Below are 16,062 nucleotides of genomic sequence, written 5' to 3'. Positions count from 1 at the left end.
GACGCTTAAAGCGCGTTCCGGGGTTGCCAACAGGGTATGCCGAAATGGCCGAGCAGTTCCGCGGTTTCGCACAGCGGTAGTCCGACCACCGCCGAATAACTTCCACTGAGCCCGGCGACAAACACCGCACCCAGTCCTTGAATGCCATAACCGCCCGCCTTGTCCCTTGGTTCACCGCTGACCCAGTAGGCGGCGGCTTCGTCACGACTGATAGCACGAAAACGCACGCGACTGGTGACCACCCGGGACTCGCACCGTTCGCCATCGAGCACGGCAATCGCGGTCAGGACTTCATGCTCACACCCTGACAACATCATCAGCATGGCGCAGGCATCCGCTTGATCAACCGGTTTGCCGAGAATTTTTCCTTCAAGCACCACGGCGGTATCGGCGCCAAGCACGCAGAACGGTTCGTCGGACACGACAACGCCGCGCCCGGCCTCGGCCTTGCCGCGCGCCAAACGCTCGACATAGGCCGATGGGGATTCTTGGACTACAGGGGTTTCATCGATATCCGCACTGACGGCGCAGAATGGAACGCCGATCTGCGTGAGTAATTCACGCCGACGTGGTGAGCCAGAGGCGAGGTACAACCGTTTCATCAAGACCTCTCCCTGTCTACTCTAATGCCTGAGCGAATTAATTGATTTTGTAGCGTCGACGCAGTCCGCGCAAACCGAAACTGATCCAGGGCCAGAGCAATGCGCTGACCAGTGCCGGCAGTACCAGCGCCAGCGTTGGCTGGCGATTGCCGGTCAAGGCGCTGAGCCATAGTTGTACAAGCTGGGCGAGACCGAAGATCACCAGGATCACCAGGCTCTGCTGCCACATCGGGAACATCCGCAGACGTTGCTGCAGCGCCAGTACCAGGTAGGTTATGAGAGTCAGGATCAAGGCGTTCTGACCCAGCAAGGTACCGTAGAGCACATCTTCAGCCAGCCCCAGGCAAAACGCCGTCACCATCCCGACGGTCTGCGGCAGGTTCAACGCCCAGAATGCCAGCAACAAGGCCAGCCACAGTGGGCGCAGGATTTCCATGAATTGCGGCAAAGGCGAAACGCTCAACAGCAGTCCGACGGCGAACGTCAGCCAGACTATCCAGCCGTTTCGGGATGCTTTTACACCGGCCATTATTCTCTTCCCATTGGAGTGGCCGGCGCAGAGGCCGGCGGCTTGGCGGCAGGCTTCGCAGCAACGGGCTTGGTGGCCGGCGGTTTAGCGGCCGCCGGTTTTGCCGGCGCAGCGGTTGCTGGGGTTGCTGGGGTCGCCGTGGCAGGCGCCGCGGGTGCAGCGGCCGGCACAGCCGCCGCTGCCGGGGTGACCAGTTTCGGCACCGTCGCCGGAATGATTGGCCCACCGCCCTGTGCATCCAGGCTTTCCTGGGCCTGGGCAGCGTCGTTGGCGCGCTCTTCCGGAGTGCGGGTGTCGCTGAATACCAGTAGCAGGTAACGGCTGCGGTTCAATGCGGCGGTCGGTACCGCGCGGACGATGGCAAACGGCTGGCCGGAATCGTGGATCACTTCCTTGACCGTCGCTACCGGGTAACCCGCCGGAAAGCGCTGACCGAGACCGGAGCTGACGAGCAAGTCGCCTTCCTTGATGTCGGCGGTGTCAGCCACGTGACGCAACTCCAGGCGCTCCGGGTTGCCGGTACCGCTGGCAATCGCCCGCAGACCGTTACGGTTTACCTGCACGGGAATGCTATGAGTGGAGTCAGTCAGCAGCAGAACGCGGGAGGTATAAGGCATCAGCTCCACCACCTGCCCCATCAGACCACGGGCATCGAGCACCGGCTGGCCGAGGACCACGCCGTCTCGCTCGCCTTTGTTGATAATGATGCGATGGGTGAAGGGGTTGGGGTCCATGCCGATCAACTCGGCCACTTCGACCTTTTCATTGACCAGGGCCGAAGAGTTGAGCAACTCGCGCAGCCGAACGTTCTGCTCGGTCAGGGAGGCAAGCTTCTGCATGCGCCCTTGCAACAGCAGGTTTTCGCTTTTGAGTTTTTCGTTTTCGGCGACGAGCTCGGTCCGGCTGCCAAACTGGCTGGCAACGCCTTCCCACAGTCGTCCAGGCAGATCGGTGATCCAGTAGGCGTCCATCAGCACCAGCGACATTTGGCTGCGTGCAGGCTTGAGCAGACTGAAACGGGCATCGACCACCATCAGCGCGACCGATAGCACGACCAGCACCAACAGGCGCACGCCCAATGAAGGGCCCTTGGTGAAAAGCGGTTTAATAAGCCGCTCCTCCCAGGCAAATGTTCTGTTTATTCATACGGCAGCAATCCGGCCTGGATGCAGACTGACAGAAGATAAACGCGAACAGGCAGCACTGCAAAGTGCCGCCTGCGCGCTCAACAGCATAGAGGCAATCCGGCGACTTATTCGCTGGAAAGCAGGTCCATGGTGTGTTTATCCATCATTTCCAATGCACGGCCACCGCCGCGAGCAACACAGGTCAGCGGGTCTTCGGCAACGATCACCGGCAGACCGGTTTCCTGGGCCAGCAATTTGTCCAGGTCACGCAGCAGGGCGCCACCACCGGTCAGTACCAGGCCACGCTCGGCGATGTCGGAAGCCAATTCCGGAGGCGATTGCTCCAGGGCGCTTTTCACGGCCTGAACGATGGTTGCCAGGGACTCTTGCAGGGCTTCCAGCACTTCGTTGGAGTTCAGCGTGAATGCGCGTGGAACGCCTTCGGCCAGGTTACGGCCGCGAACGTCTACTTCGCGAACTTCACCGCCCGGGTAGGCAGTGCCGATTTCCTGCTTGATGCGCTCGGCGGTGGATTCACCGATCAGGCTGCCGTAGTTGCGACGCACGTAGGTAATGATCGCTTCGTCGAAGCGGTCGCCACCAACACGAACGGATTCGGCGTAAACCACGCCATTCAGGGAGATCAGTGCGATTTCGGTGGTACCGCCACCGATATCAACGACCATCGAACCGCGAGCTTCTTCAACCGGCAGGCCGGCACCGATCGCAGCAGCCATTGGCTCTTCGATCAGGAATACTTCACGGGCACCGGCACCGAGGGCCGATTCGCGGATGGCGCGACGCTCAACCTGGGTGGATTTGCATGGAACGCAGATCAACACGCGAGGGCTAGGCTGCAGGAAGCTGTTTTCGTGAACTTTGTTGATGAAGTACTGCAACATTTTTTCGCACACGCTGAAGTCGGCAATCACGCCATCCTTCATCGGACGAATGGCAGCAATGTTGCCCGGTGTACGGCCGAGCATGCGCTTGGCTTCGGTGCCGACAGCAACGACACTTTTCTGGTTACCGTGTGTCCGAATGGCCACAACGGAGGGCTCATTCAGGACGATACCGCGCTCGCGCACGTAAATAAGGGTGTTGGCAGTGCCCAGGTCAATGGAAAGATCGCTGGAAAACATGCCACGCAGTTTCTTGAACATGGGAAAGGGACCCTAGGCAACGCGTGGGTAAAAAAGTGCGGCAAACTCTAACAACGACAGGGATTTTGGGCAAGGCGCCAATATGTTAAATTGGCCGCTTTTCTGTGCACCAAGCCCCACAATCGCGGCCTTATGACCGTAGAAGTGCGGTAGTGTTCCGACAATCTAACACACGGACGCGGTCCGTTTTGTTTTCCACTGGAGAATCCCAATGGCGCTAGAACGCTCCGACGTGGAAAAAATCGCTCATCTGGCCTGTCTTGGCCTCAATGAAGCCGATCTTCCACACATCACTTCAGCCCTCAACAGCATTCTCGGGCTGGTCGACGAAATGCAGGCGGTCAATACCGACGGTATCGAGCCGCTGGCCCACCCGTTGGAAGCCAGCCAGCGCCTGCGCGCAGACGTCGTGACCGAGACCAATAATCGCGAGGCCTACCAGTCCATCGCACCAGCGGTCGAAAACGGCCTGTACCTGGTTCCGAAAGTCATCGACTAATAGGGAAAGAGCCTGCAATGCATCAATTGACTCTGGCCGAGATCGCCCGCGGACTCGCCGACAAGAAGTTTTCCTCCGAAGAGCTGACCAAAGTCCTGCTGGCGCGCATCGCCCAGCTCGATCCGCAGCTCAACAGTTTCATCAGCCTCACCGAAGACCTGGCGCTCACGCAGGCGAAAGCCGCTGACGCCCGCCGGGCCAATGGTGAGAGCGGCGCCCTGCTCGGCGCGCCGATCGCCCACAAAGACCTTTTCTGCACCCAGGGCATTCGCACCAGCTGCGGCTCGAAGATGCTCGACAACTTCAAGGCACCGTACGACGCCACTGTCGTCGCCAAGCTGGCCGCTGCCGGCGCCGTGACCCTGGGCAAGACCAACATGGACGAATTCGCCATGGGCTCGGCCAACGAGTCGAGCTACTACGGCGCGGTGAAAAACCCGTGGAACCTGGAATACGTTCCGGGCGGTTCGTCCGGTGGCTCCGCTGCGGCAGTTGCCGCTCGTCTGCTGCCGGCCGCTACCGGCACCGATACTGGCGGCTCCATTCGTCAGCCCGCTGCGTTGACCAACCTCACCGGTCTGAAACCGACGTACGGTCGCGTTTCGCGCTGGGGCATGATCGCTTACGCCTCCAGCCTCGATCAGGGCGGCCCATTGGCTCGCACTGCCGAAGACTGCGCAATATTGTTGCAAGGTATGGCCGGCTTCGATCCGAACGACTCCACCAGCATCGATGAACCCGTGCCGGACTACAGCGCCAGCCTCAACGGCTCGCTGCAAGGCCTGCGCATCGGCGTGCCAAAAGAGTATTTCAGCGCCGGTCTCGATCCGCGCATCGCCGAGTTGATCCACAACAGCGTCAAGGAGTTGGAAAAGCTCGGCGCCGTGATCAAGGAAATCAGCCTGCCGAACATGCAGCACGCGATTCCTGCGTACTACGTGATCGCCCCGGCGGAAGCGTCCTCCAACCTGTCGCGTTTCGACGGCGTGCGTTTCGGCTACCGCTGCGAAAATCCGGTCAACCTGATCGACCTGTACAAGCGCTCCCGTGGCGAAGGCTTCGGGCCGGAAGTACAGCGCCGGATCATGGTCGGTGCCTATGCACTGTCCGCCGGTTACTACGACGCCTACTACCTCAAGGCGCAGAAGATCCGTCGCTTGATCAAGAACGACTTCATGGCTGCCTTTAATGAGGTCGACATCATCCTCGGCCCAACCACGCCGAACCCGGCCTGGAAGCTCGGCGCCAAGAACAGCGACCCGGTTGCCGCGTACCTGGAAGACGTCTACACCATCACCGCCAACCTCGCGGGCCTGCCAGGCCTGTCGATGCCCGCCGGTTTTGTCGATGGTCTGCCGGTCGGCGTGCAACTGCTCGCCCCGTATTTCCAGGAAGGCCGCTTGCTCAACGTTGCGCACCAGTACCAGTTGAACACTGACTGGCACACCCGCACCCCAACCGGCTTCTGAGGAGACACACATGCAATGGGAAGTCGTGATCGGGCTGGAGATTCACACCCAGCTCACCACCCGGTCGAAAATCTTTTCCGGTAGTTCCACCACCTTCGGTTCCGAGCCGAACACCCAGGCCAGCCTGATCGACCTGGGCATGCCCGGCGTGCTGCCGGTGCTGAACCAGGAAGCGGTGCGCATGGCGGTGATGTTCGGTCTGGCGATTGACGCCGAGATCGGCCAGCACAACGTGTTCGCCCGTAAAAACTATTTCTACCCGGACCTGCCCAAGGGCTACCAGATCAGCCAGATGGAGTTGCCGATCGTCGGCAAGGGCCACCTGGACATCGCCCTTGAAGACGGCACGGTCAAACGTGTCGGCATCACCCGCGCGCATCTGGAAGAAGACGCCGGTAAAAGCCTGCACGAAGAATTCAGCGGCGCCAGCGGCATCGACCTGAACCGTGCCGGCACGCCGTTGCTGGAAATCGTCTCCGAGCCGGACATGCGTAGCGCCAAGGAAGCCGTGGCTTACGTCAAGGCGATCCATGCGCTGGTGCGCTACCTGGGCATCTGCGACGGCAACATGGCCGAAGGCTCTCTGCGTTGCGACTGCAACGTGTCGATCCGTCCCAAAGGCCAGGTCGAGTTCGGCACCCGCTGCGAGATCAAGAACGTCAACTCGTTCCGCTTTATCGAGAAGGCGATCAACAGCGAAATCCAGCGTCAGATCGAGTTGATCGAAGACGGCGGCAAAGTGATCCAGCAGACCCGCCTGTACGATCCGAACAAGGACGAAACCCGTCCGATGCGCAGCAAAGAGGAAGCCAACGACTACCGATACTTCCCCGATCCGGACCTGCTGCCGGTCGTGATCGAGAACTCGTTCCTCGATGACGTGCGCGCCACACTGCCAGAATTGCCGCCGCAGAAACGCGAGCGTTTCCAGGAACAGTTCGGTCTGTCGGTCTACGACGCCAGCGTGCTGGCGACCAGCCGCGAGCAAGCCGATTACTTCGAGAAAGTCGCGAGCATCGGCGGTGACGCCAAACTGGCGGCCAACTGGGTGATGGTCGAGTTGGGCAGCCTGCTCAACAAGCAAGGCCTGGACATCGAAGACTCGCCGGTTTCCGCCGAGCTTTTGGGCGGCATGCTATTGCGCATCAAGGACAACACCATCTCCGGCAAGATCGCCAAGGTCGTGTTTGAAGCGATGGCCAATGGCGAAGGCAGCGCAGACGAGATCATCGACAAGCGCGGCCTCAAGCAAGTGACCGACACCGGCGCCATCTCGGCGGTGCTGGACGAAATGCTCGCGGCCAACGCCGAGCAGGTCGAACAATACCGCGCGGCAGACGAAGCCAAGCGCGGCAAGATGTTCGGTTTCTTCGTCGGCCAGGCCATGAAAGCTTCCAAAGGCAAGGCCAACCCGCAACAAGTGAACGAACTGCTGAAAAGCAAGCTCGAAGGCTGATGAGAATGGAGCCAGTTCTAAAATCTGGCTCCATTCCCTGTGGGAGCGGGCTTTTTGTGGTTGAGGGGCTTCTGTGGCGAGGGGGCTTGCCCCCGTTGGGTCGCGCAGCGGCCCCATTGTCAGAAATCAGGGTCCATTCGATTAACCGAGGATTCAGGTTTTGGGACTGCTACGCAGTCCAACGGGGGCAAGCCCCCTCGCCACAGCAAGCCCCCTCGCCACATTAGCTCTCCCCCACATTTGTTTCGGGAAACCTTCGAATGAAACGTCTGCTCGGCGCCTGCGCCCTCCTTTCGCTCCTGGCTGGTTGCGCCAGCACCGACACCGTCGATCCGCACGGCTACGACAAAACCGGCGTAGCTTCGTACTACGGCGCCAAACACCAAGGCAAACGCACCGCCAGTGGCGAGCGTTTCGACAAAAATTCCATGACCGCCGCCCATCGCCAGCTACCCTTCGGTACGCGGGTGAAGGTGACCAACCTGAATAACGACAAATCCTGCGTGGTACGCATCAATGATCGCGGGCCGCACACCCGTGGCCGCCTGATCGACCTCTCCCAGGAAGCCGCCGAACGCCTGGGCATGCTGCGCAGCGGCACCGCGCGGGTTCGCGTACAAGCCCTCGACGACTGACCGATGGAGCCCCGACCATTTTCGGATTAGCCGATTTACCCCTGATCAGCGTGATCGAATTGCTCAGCGGATTGCTCCTGCTGATTGTCGGCGCCGAACTGATGGTGCGCGCCGCCGTACGCATTGCCGCGCGGCTGCACATACGACCGCTGATCATCGGCCTGACCATCGTCGCCCTCGGCAGCAGCGCGCCGCAGATGGCGGTCAGCTTGCAAGCGACCCTGGCACACAACGCCGACATCGCCGTCGGCAGCGTGATCGGCAGCAGCATTTTCAACATCCTCGTCACCCTCGGGTTTTCCGCGCTGATCATTCCGCTGCGGGTTTCCCGGCAACTGGTGCGACTGGATATTCCGTTGATGATCGGCGCGAGCCTGTTGGTGTTCGTACTCGCCTGGAATGAAGAGTTGACCCGTGCCGACGGCGTGATGTTGCTGACGGCACTGGCGATTTACCTGGGGTTGCTGCTGCGCCAGTCACGGCATTCGGGACGGCCGGTATCGAGTCATGACCATCATGCGCAAGCGCCATGGCTGAGCAGCCTGCTGATGATCATTGTCGGGCTGGCGATGCTGGTGTACGCCGGGCACTTGCTGCTGGGTGCCGCCGTTGCGGTCGCCACCGATCTTGGGCTGTCGGAGCGGATCATCGGCCTGACCATCGTCGCCGTCAGCACCTCACTGCCAGAGCTCGCCACTTCGTTGATCGCCGCAATGCGCGGCGAGCGCGAAATTGCCGTGGGCAACGTGATTGGCAGCAACCTGTTCAACCTATTGGGCGTGCTCGGCTTTACCGCGCTGGTGGCGCCGTCGCCACTGTCGGTGTCGCCCAACGCTCTGGATTTCGACCTCCCAGTGATGCTCGGCGTCGCGGCGCTGTGCTTGCCAGTGTTCTACTCCGGCTACCGGGTAACCCGCGCCGAAGGCCTGCTGTTTCTGGGCTTGTACCTGGCGTATGGGCTGCACGTGGTGTCGTTCACCACCGGCATGCCACTGGCCGGCAAGCTGGAACACTTGATGCTGTTTTTCGTCCTGCCGGCGCTGGTGGCGTTTTTGCTGTTCACGTCGCTGCGCGCCTGGCGCCGCCAACACCATAAAAGGGAAGTCCCATGACCGAGAATAAAAAAGCCGGCGTTGAAATTCGTCGTCAAGTGATGGGCGACGCCTTCGTCGACCGCGCACTGGGCAACGCCACCGAGTTCACTCAGCCGCTGCAGGACTTCGTCAATGAACACGCCTGGGGCGGCGTGTGGAATCGCGAAGGTCTGCCGCTGAAGACCCGTAGCCTGATCACACTCGCTGCGCTGACCGCACTCAAGTGCCCGCAGGAATTGAAAGGCCATGTGCGCGGTGCGCTGAACAACGGTTGCACTGTGGATGAGATTCGCGAGGCGCTGCTGCATTGCGCGGTGTATGCCGGTGTGCCGGCGGCGATCGATGCGTTTCGGGCGGCGCAGGAAGTGATCGACAGTTACCAGAAGCCTGAGTGAGTCATTGAAATTCAGGTTGCCTGATCTGGCGCCATCGCGAGCAAGCTCGCGATGAGGCCCTCAGGAACACCGAAACTCCAGAGGTCAGATCCACCCACCCCACTGCAAAAAGAAGATCCCGATGTTGGTGGTGATCGCCGCCATCAGCGTGGTGATCACGATAATCGCCGCTGCCAGTTCATGATTGCCATCGGCCGCCCGGGCCATGACGAAACTGGCGGCCGCGGTCGGGCTGCCGAAGTACAGAAACAGAATCCCCAGTTCCGCCCCGCGAAAACCCCACAGCCATGCCCCCAGCGTCGCCAGCACCGGCAGGCCGATCATCTTCACCAGGCTTGAACTCAGTGCCATGTTGCCGCTTTTACGCAGTGCAGCCAGGGACAGCGTGCCGCCGATGCAGATCAGCGCCAGTGGCAAGGTGGTTTGCGCCAGGTACTGCCCGGAGGTTTCAAGCCAGCCGGGCAAGCCGATCTTGAAATAGGCGAACGGTGCAGCCGCAATTACGCTGATGATCAACGGATTGCTGAACACGCTTTTGCAGATGCTCCAAGGATCGGACTTGATCACTGGGCTGTACACCGCCAGCACGATGGTCGAGAGGGTGTTGTAAAACAGGATCACCAGCGCCGCGAGAATCGCCCCGAGGGAAATCCCGTAGTCGCCGTACATGCTTGCCGCCAGCGCCAGGCCGATGACCCCGTTGTTGCCACGAAAAGCGCCCTGGGTGTAGATCCCTCGATCTTCCCGCGGGCACTTCCAGATCGCCCAGCCCCAGGCGATGGCAAAACACACCAGCGTCGCGAGGGAGAAGTAGATCAGCAACGCCGGTTGCAACGCCGCGTGCAGGTCGGCATGCAGGATGCCCAGAAACAGCAACGCCGGCATGGTGACGTTGAACACCAGTGCCGACGCCGTGTGGATGAAGTTGTCGTTGATCCAGTCGATGCGTTTGAGCAGCACCCCGAGAAACAGCATGGCGAATACCGGCGCGGTGATATTCAGGGTTTCGAGGAAAATAGCCAGCATGCCGGGGGTAACCTTGGTGGGCGTCGTTAGGTGCCTAATGATAAGCCACTGAAGACTTCGGCGCCTGCTGGATCGCTATCGCTGGCAAGCCAGCTCCTACAGGTTCAGCGCAATCCTTGTAGGAGCTGGCTTGCCCGCGATGAACGATAACGCGGTATCAGGTGATCGGCGCCGGGTTGAACAAGGTGATGTCGTTATGCAGTTTGTGCTGCTCGGCCCACGTCTGTTTCTTGCCGCTGGCCACGTCCAGGTAGTAGTGAAACAGCTCCCAGCCCAGTTCCTCGATCGATGCTCGCCCGGTGGCAATGCGCCCAGCGTCGATATCGATCAGGTCCGGCCAGCGTTGCGCCAGTTCGGTCCGGGTCGAAACCTTCACGACCGGCGCCATGGCCAAGCCGTAAGGCGTTCCGCGACCGGTGGTGAACACATGCAGGTTCATCCCCGCCGCCAGTTGCAGCGTCCCGCAGACAAAGTCGCTGGCCGGGGTCGCACAGAAGATCAGGCCTTTGCGCTTGAAACGCTCGCCTGGGCCAAGCACGCCATTGATCGCGCTGCTGCCGGACTTGACGATCGAACCCAGGGACTTCTCGACAATGTTCGACAGCCCGCCCTTCTTGTTGCCCGGTGTGGTATTGGCACTGCGATCCGCCTCGCCCTTGGCCAGGTAGCGGTCATACCAATCCATTTCCCGCACCAGTTCCTGGGCGACTTCCTGGTTTTCCGCGCGGGAGGTCAGCAGATAAATGGCATCGCGCACTTCGGTGACTTCGGAGAACATCACCGTCGCACCGGCCCGCAACAGCAGGTCCGAGGCGTAACCGAGCGCCGGGTTGGCGGTGATGCCGGAGAACGCATCACTGCCGCCGCACTGCATGCCGAGAATCAGTTCGGACGCCGGCACGGTTTCCCGACGGCGTTGATCGAGCTTCTTCAAACGGATTTCAGCCAGTTCCATGATCTGCTCGATCATTTCGGTGAAGCCGTGACTGGAATCCTGCAAGCGGTACAACCACGGCTCGCTGAGATCCACCGAGCTGTCGTTGTCGTGCATCACCTGCCCGGCCTGCAATTTCTCGCAGCCCAGGCTGATCACCAGCGCTTCGCCGCCCAGGTTCGGGTTGCGCGCCAGGTTGCGCACAGTGCGAATCGGGATGTACGCGTCGGTGGCCGTGATGGCCACGCCGCAGCCGTAGCTGTGGGTCAGCGCCACCACGTCATCGACGTGCGGGTACTTGGGCAGCAACTCGGCCTTGATGCGCTTGACCGCATGATCGAGTACGCCAGTCACGCATTGCACGGTGGTGGTGATGCCGAGAATGTTGCGCGTACCGACGGTGCCGTCGGCGTTGCGATAACCCTCGAAGGTGAAGCCTTCCAGCGGTGCTTGCGCGGCCGGCACGTCGGTGGACAGCGGCAAGCTGTCCAGCGGTGGCGCGGTCGGCATGCGCAGTTGATCTTCCTTGACCCAACTGCCGCGGGGAATCGGCTGCAAGGCGTAGCCAATGGTCTGGCCGTAACGAATCACCTGGCCACCTTCAGGAATGTCTTCCAGGGTGACCTTGTGGCTCTGTGGCACGAAATCCAGGGTGACCAGGCCGTCCGAAAATGCGGTACCGGCCGGCACGCCCTGATCGTTGACCACAATCACCACGTTATCCCGCTCGTGCAAGCGGATGTAGCGCGGCGAGTCGGAATGTTCAATCAACTGCATGACGCCGCTCCTCAGGAATGCGCTTGAGACAATTTGCCAGGGGCTTCAGAACCGTTCGCTGGTGGCTCTTTGAGCACCACACGCTTGATCGGGCCGACGATGACCAGATAGCTGAACACCGCGACCAAAGCGTTGCAACCGACAAACACCAGTGCCCACTTGAACGAACCGGTGGAGCTGATGATGTAGCCGATGACGATCGGGGTGGTGATGGACGCGAGGTTACCGAAGGTGTTGAACAAGCCACCGCTCAGGCCGGCGATTTGCTTCGGCGAGGTGTCGGACACCACGGCCCAGCCCAATGCGCCCACGCCTTTGCCGAAGAACGCCAGGGCCATGAAGCCGACGACCATCCATTCAACGTCCACGTAGTTGCAGGCCACGATACTGCTGGAAACCAGCAGGCCGGCAATGATCGGTGCCTTGCGGGCGAAGGTCAGGGAATGGCCTTTGCGCAGCAGGTAATCGGAAATCACCCCGCCGAGCACACCACCGATAAAACCGCAGATCGCCGGCAACGAAGCAATGAAACCGGCCTTGAGGATGGTCATGCCGCGCTCTTGCACCAGGTACACCGGGAACCAGGTCAGGAAGAAGTAGGTGATACCGTTAATGCAGTATTGGCCCAGGTACACGCCGAGCATCATGCGGTTGGTCAGCAGTTGACGGATATAGTCCCACTTCGGACCGTCGGTCTTCTTGCCTTTGCCCTTGTCCTGGTCCATGTCGACCATGCCGCCGTTGTCGGCGATGTGCTTGAACTCGGCGTCATTGATCATCGGGTGTTGGCGCGGGCTGTAGATCACTTTCAGCCAGATGCCCGAGAAGATGATGCCGATCACGCCCATGACGACGAACACGTGCTGCCAGCCGAAGCTGTAGACGATCCAGCCCATCAGCGGTGCGAACAGCACAGTGGCGAAGTATTGCGCCGAGTTGAAGATCGCCGAGGCAGTGCCACGTTCAGCGGTCGGGAACCAGGCCGCTACGATACGCGCGTTGCCGGGGAAGGACGGCGCTTCGGCCAGCCCCACCAGGAAGCGCAGCATGAACAGCGCAACGACGGCGGTGGACATGCCGAACTCGCCGACATAGCCCTGCAGTACGGTAAACAGCGACCAGGTGAAAATGCTCAGTGCGTAGATTTTTTTCGAACCAAAGCGGTCAAGCAGCCAGCCACCGGGGATTTGCCCGGCCACGTAGGCCCAACCGAATGCGGAGAAGATGTAGCCGAGGGTAACGGCATCAATGCCCAGGTCTTTCTGCAGGCTGGAACCGGCGATTGCGATGGTAGCGCGGTCGGCGTAATTGATCGTGGTCACCAGAAACAGCATGAGCAGGATCAAATAGCGGACGTGAGTCGGCTTGGATGATTGCATGTAGATGTACTCCCACTGATTATTTTTATGCGCGGGTGAATCTGTAGTTGCTCCCCTGTGGGAGCGAGCCTGCTCGCGATGGTGGTCAACGATGACGCGGGGCATCAGGTGTGCCGCCACGACCTCGAGACCATCGCGAGCAAGCTCGCGCCTACAGGGGTACTGCGTTTACGAGCCGATGTAGCTGGTTTTCACGACCGTGTAGAACTCTTGCGCATAGCGACCTTGCTCACGTGATCCATAGGATGAACCTTTACGCCCACCGAACGGAACGTGGTAATCCACACCGGCGGTCGGCAGGTTGACCATTACCATCCCGGCCTGGGAGTGGCGCTTGAAGTGGTTGGCGTATTTCAACGACGTGGTAGCGATGCCCGCCGACAGACCGAACTCGGTGTCGTTGGCCATGGCCAACGCAGCTTCGTAATCGGCCACGCGGACGATGTTGGCCACCGGGCCGAAGATCTCTTCCTGGCTGATGCGCATCGAGGCTTCGCTGTCGGCAAACAGGGTTGGCGCGAGGAAGTAGCCTTCGGTGTCGCAGGTCACCAGACCACCGCCGCTGACCAGACGTGCACCTTCGGACTGGCCGATGTCGATGTACTTCATGTCCTGTTCAAGTTGCGCTTGGGAGACCACAGGACCGATATCGGTGCCAGCCTTCAATGCATGGCCGACCTTGATCGACTTCATGCGCTCGGCCATGGCTTCGACGAACTGGTCGTGGATACCCGCGGTGACGATAAAGCGACTGGAAGCGGTGCAACGCTGGCCGGTGGAGTAGAACGCACTCTGTACCGACAGCTCGACCGCTTGCTTGAGGTCGGCGTCGTCGAGAATGATCTGCGGGTTCTTGCCGCCCATTTCCAGCTGGACTTTGGCCTGACGCGACACGCAGCTCACGGCGATCTGGCGACCGACACCCACGGAACCGGTGAAGCTGATGCCGTCGACTTTCGGGCTGTGGACCAGCGCATCGCCAACCACACGACCGCTACCCATCACCAGGTTGAACACGCCGGCCGGGAAGCCCGCGCGGGAGATGATTTCGGCCAGGGCCCAGGCGCACCCCGGAACCAGGTCCGCAGGTTTCAGCACGACGCAGTTGCCGTAGGCCAGGGCCGGGGCGATTTTCCAGGCAGGAATGGCAATCGGGAAGTTCCACGGGGTAATCAGACCGACCACGCCCAGGGCTTCGCGAGTGACTTCAACGTTGACGCCAGGACGCACCGACGGCAGATAGTCGCCGGACAGGCGCAGGCATTCACCGGCAAAAAACTTGAAGATGTTACCGGCGCGGGTCACTTCACCGATGGCTTCAGGCAGGGTCTTGCCCTCTTCCCGGGCCAGCAGGGTGCCGAGCTCTTCGCGACGGGCAAGGATTTCAGTGCCGACTTTGTCCAGGGAATCATGACGGGCCTGAATGCCCGACACCGACCAGGCCGGGAACGCAGCACGGGCGGCGTCGATAGCGGCGTTGACCTGAGCCAGATCAGCCTTGGCGTAGTCGCCGATGGTGTCGCTCAGCTCGGACGGGTTGATGTTGGCCGAGTAATCGCCACCGGCAACCCATTCGCCATTGATGTAGTTATCGAAACGCTTTGCATCTGCCACTTTAAGATCTCCTCACGCAAAAAGCCGCCGATTGCCCGGCGGCCCTGGTTTATCGAGTGTTACTGCGCGCCCTGCTTGTCGATCAGCGCGGCAAGCATTTCGTACTCTTCGCCGGTCAGATCGGTCAGCGGTGCACGCACGGGACCTGCGTCGTAGCCGGCAATTTTTGCCCCGGCCTTGACGATGCTCACGGCGTAACCGGCCTTGCGGTTACGGATGTCCAGGTACGGCAGGAAGAAGTCGTCGATGATCTTGCCGACAGTGGCGTGATCTTCACGAGCGATCGCATGGTAGAAGTCCATCGCGGTTTTCGGGATGAAGTTGAACACCGCCGAGGAGTAGACCGGCACGCCCAGGGCCTTGTAGGCCGCGGCGTAGACTTCGGCGGTCGGCAAGCCACCCAGGTAGCTGAAGCGATCACCGAGGCGGCGACGGATCGACACCATCAACTCGATATCACCCAGACCGTCCTTGTAACCGATCAGGTTCGGGCAGCGCTCGGCCAGACGCTCCAGCAGCGGCGCGTTCAGACGGCAGACGTTACGGTTGTAGACCACCACGCCGATGTTGACCGATTTGCACACGGCTTCAACGTGGGCGGCAACGCCATCCTGGCTGGCTTCGGTCAGGTAGTGCGGCAGCAGCAACAGGCCTTTGGCGCCCAGACGCTCGGCTTCCTGTGCGTACTCGATGGCTTGACGGGTCGAACCACCCACGCCCGCCAGGATTGGCACGCTGGTAGCGCAAGTGTCGACGGCAGTCTTGATGATTTCCGAATATTCGCTGGCCGCCAGAGAGAAGAACTCACCGGTGCCGCCCGCGGCGAACAAAGCCGAGGCGCCGTATGGGGCCAGCCATTCGAGACGCTTGATATAGCCCGCGCGATTGAAGTCGCCCTGAGCATTGAAATCGGTGACCGGGAAAGACAGCAGACCGGCAGAGAGGATGGACTTCAGTTCTTGTGGATTCATTATTCGAACACCCTGGATAGCGACATTGTGTGAGAAAACCGTTCAGCCTGCGCCGAAGTTGTAGGTCATCGTACAACTTAAAATACAACCGTCAACTGCATTTCATCGCCGAGGGGTGAAAATTGTTCGACAAAAAAGGCTAAGGCCCAGAGTTTTAGAGGGGTTCAGCGAGAGAGGAGAGCTGCGAGCGCCGTGATAAACGCTCGTTTGAGAGATACGTTGTCGGAAGATCTGGATAAATACGGGTTTTGTTTTATGGCTTATAGCCCTATCGCAAGCAGGCTCGCTCCCACAGGGGGCTGGTGCATGATCTCAATTTTGTGATCGACACAAGACACTGTGGGAGCGAGCCTGCTCGCGATAGCGGTAGTTCAGACGATGGATGACACGGA

Annotated in this window: 15 protein-coding genes; 6 read left to right on the top strand and 9 right to left on the bottom strand. The window is 60.5% G+C overall.

What is annotated here, in order from left to right; all coding sequences use genetic code 11:
• Positions 1-5: 5 nt before the first annotated feature.
• The 4 genes from B0D71_RS07035 to mreB form a co-directional block, all read right to left on the bottom strand.
• Positions 6-602: a Maf family protein gene (locus tag B0D71_RS07035; protein ID WP_103394148.1), complete on the bottom strand. Its 597-nt coding sequence runs from the start codon at positions 600-602 to the stop codon at positions 6-8.
• A 37-nt stretch (positions 603-639) separates the two neighbouring features.
• On the bottom strand, positions 640-1,131 hold the full coding sequence (gene mreD / locus B0D71_RS07030; RefSeq protein ID WP_103394147.1) for a rod shape-determining protein MreD: 492 nt from the start codon (positions 1,129-1,131) through the stop codon (positions 640-642).
• Positions 1,131-2,240: a rod shape-determining protein MreC gene (gene mreC, locus B0D71_RS07025; RefSeq protein ID WP_103394146.1), complete on the bottom strand. Its 1,110-nt coding sequence runs from the start codon at positions 2,238-2,240 to the stop codon at positions 1,131-1,133. Before mreC ends, mreD begins: the two co-directional genes overlap by 1 nt.
• A gap of 143 nt (positions 2,241-2,383) precedes the next feature.
• On the bottom strand, positions 2,384-3,421 hold the full coding sequence (gene mreB / locus B0D71_RS07020; RefSeq protein ID WP_002555108.1) for a rod shape-determining protein MreB: 1,038 nt from the start codon (positions 3,419-3,421) through the stop codon (positions 2,384-2,386).
• Positions 3,422-3,632: 211 nt separating this feature from the next.
• On the opposite strand from mreB, the gene gatC reads away from it, so the two are divergent.
• The 6 genes from gatC to B0D71_RS06990 all read left to right on the top strand — a co-directional run bounded on the left by gatC (position 3,633) and on the right by B0D71_RS06990 (position 8,969).
• The gene (gene gatC / locus B0D71_RS07015) at positions 3,633-3,920 is read left to right on the top strand and encodes an Asp-tRNA(Asn)/Glu-tRNA(Gln) amidotransferase subunit GatC (RefSeq protein ID WP_077045271.1); all 288 of its coding nucleotides are present in this window, start codon (positions 3,633-3,635) and stop codon (positions 3,918-3,920) included.
• A gap of 17 nt (positions 3,921-3,937) precedes the next feature.
• On the top strand, positions 3,938-5,389 hold the full coding sequence (gene gatA / locus B0D71_RS07010; RefSeq protein WP_103394145.1) for an Asp-tRNA(Asn)/Glu-tRNA(Gln) amidotransferase subunit GatA: 1,452 nt from the start codon (positions 3,938-3,940) through the stop codon (positions 5,387-5,389).
• A 10-nt stretch (positions 5,390-5,399) separates the two neighbouring features.
• Positions 5,400-6,845 carry an Asp-tRNA(Asn)/Glu-tRNA(Gln) amidotransferase subunit GatB gene (gene gatB / locus B0D71_RS07005; protein ID WP_103394144.1) on the top strand — a complete coding sequence of 482 codons (1,446 nt, stop codon included), beginning with the start codon at positions 5,400-5,402 and terminating at the stop codon, positions 6,843-6,845.
• Between the two features lie 260 nt (positions 6,846-7,105).
• Positions 7,106-7,480: a septal ring lytic transglycosylase RlpA family protein gene (locus tag B0D71_RS07000; RefSeq protein WP_103394143.1), complete on the top strand. Its 375-nt coding sequence runs from the start codon at positions 7,106-7,108 to the stop codon at positions 7,478-7,480.
• Positions 7,481-7,530: 50 nt separating this feature from the next.
• Positions 7,531-8,592 (top strand): calcium/sodium antiporter, encoded by a 1,062-nt coding sequence (locus B0D71_RS06995; RefSeq protein WP_103394142.1) that lies wholly within the window; start codon positions 7,531-7,533, stop codon positions 8,590-8,592.
• Positions 8,589-8,969 carry a carboxymuconolactone decarboxylase family protein gene (locus B0D71_RS06990; protein WP_103394141.1) on the top strand — a complete coding sequence of 127 codons (381 nt, stop codon included), beginning with the start codon at positions 8,589-8,591 and terminating at the stop codon, positions 8,967-8,969. The genes B0D71_RS06995 and B0D71_RS06990 overlap by 4 nt, the downstream gene beginning before the upstream one ends.
• An 84-nt stretch (positions 8,970-9,053) precedes the next feature.
• Here B0D71_RS06990 and B0D71_RS06985 read toward each other — a convergent pair whose 3' ends face one another.
• The 5 genes from B0D71_RS06985 to kdgD all read right to left on the bottom strand — a co-directional run bounded on the left by B0D71_RS06985 (position 9,054) and on the right by kdgD (position 15,670).
• Complete coding sequence (locus tag B0D71_RS06985; RefSeq protein ID WP_103394140.1) at positions 9,054-9,995, bottom strand: AEC family transporter; 942 nt, start codon at positions 9,993-9,995, stop codon at positions 9,054-9,056.
• A 157-nt stretch (positions 9,996-10,152) separates the two neighbouring features.
• Positions 10,153-11,706 (bottom strand): galactarate dehydratase, encoded by a 1,554-nt coding sequence (gene garD, locus B0D71_RS06980; protein ID WP_103394139.1) that lies wholly within the window; start codon positions 11,704-11,706, stop codon positions 10,153-10,155.
• An 11-nt stretch (positions 11,707-11,717) separates the two neighbouring features.
• Entirely contained in the window at positions 11,718-13,091 is a 1,374-nt protein-coding gene (locus B0D71_RS06975; protein WP_338066717.1) for an MFS transporter, read from the bottom strand.
• Positions 13,092-13,253: 162 nt separating this feature from the next.
• Positions 13,254-14,699, bottom strand: coding sequence for an aldehyde dehydrogenase family protein (locus B0D71_RS06970; RefSeq protein ID WP_103394137.1), 1,446 nt, complete (start codon positions 14,697-14,699; stop codon positions 13,254-13,256).
• A 59-nt stretch (positions 14,700-14,758) separates the two neighbouring features.
• Positions 14,759-15,670, bottom strand: coding sequence for a 5-dehydro-4-deoxyglucarate dehydratase (gene kdgD, locus B0D71_RS06965; RefSeq protein ID WP_007915340.1), 912 nt, complete (start codon positions 15,668-15,670; stop codon positions 14,759-14,761).
• Positions 15,671-16,062: the final 392 nt, after the last annotated feature.

This window comes from Pseudomonas laurylsulfativorans (assembly GCF_002906155.1).
Classification (GTDB): Bacteria; Pseudomonadota; Gammaproteobacteria; order Pseudomonadales; family Pseudomonadaceae; genus Aquipseudomonas; species Aquipseudomonas laurylsulfativorans.
This window is presented reverse-complemented; position numbering and strand designations above follow the sequence as displayed.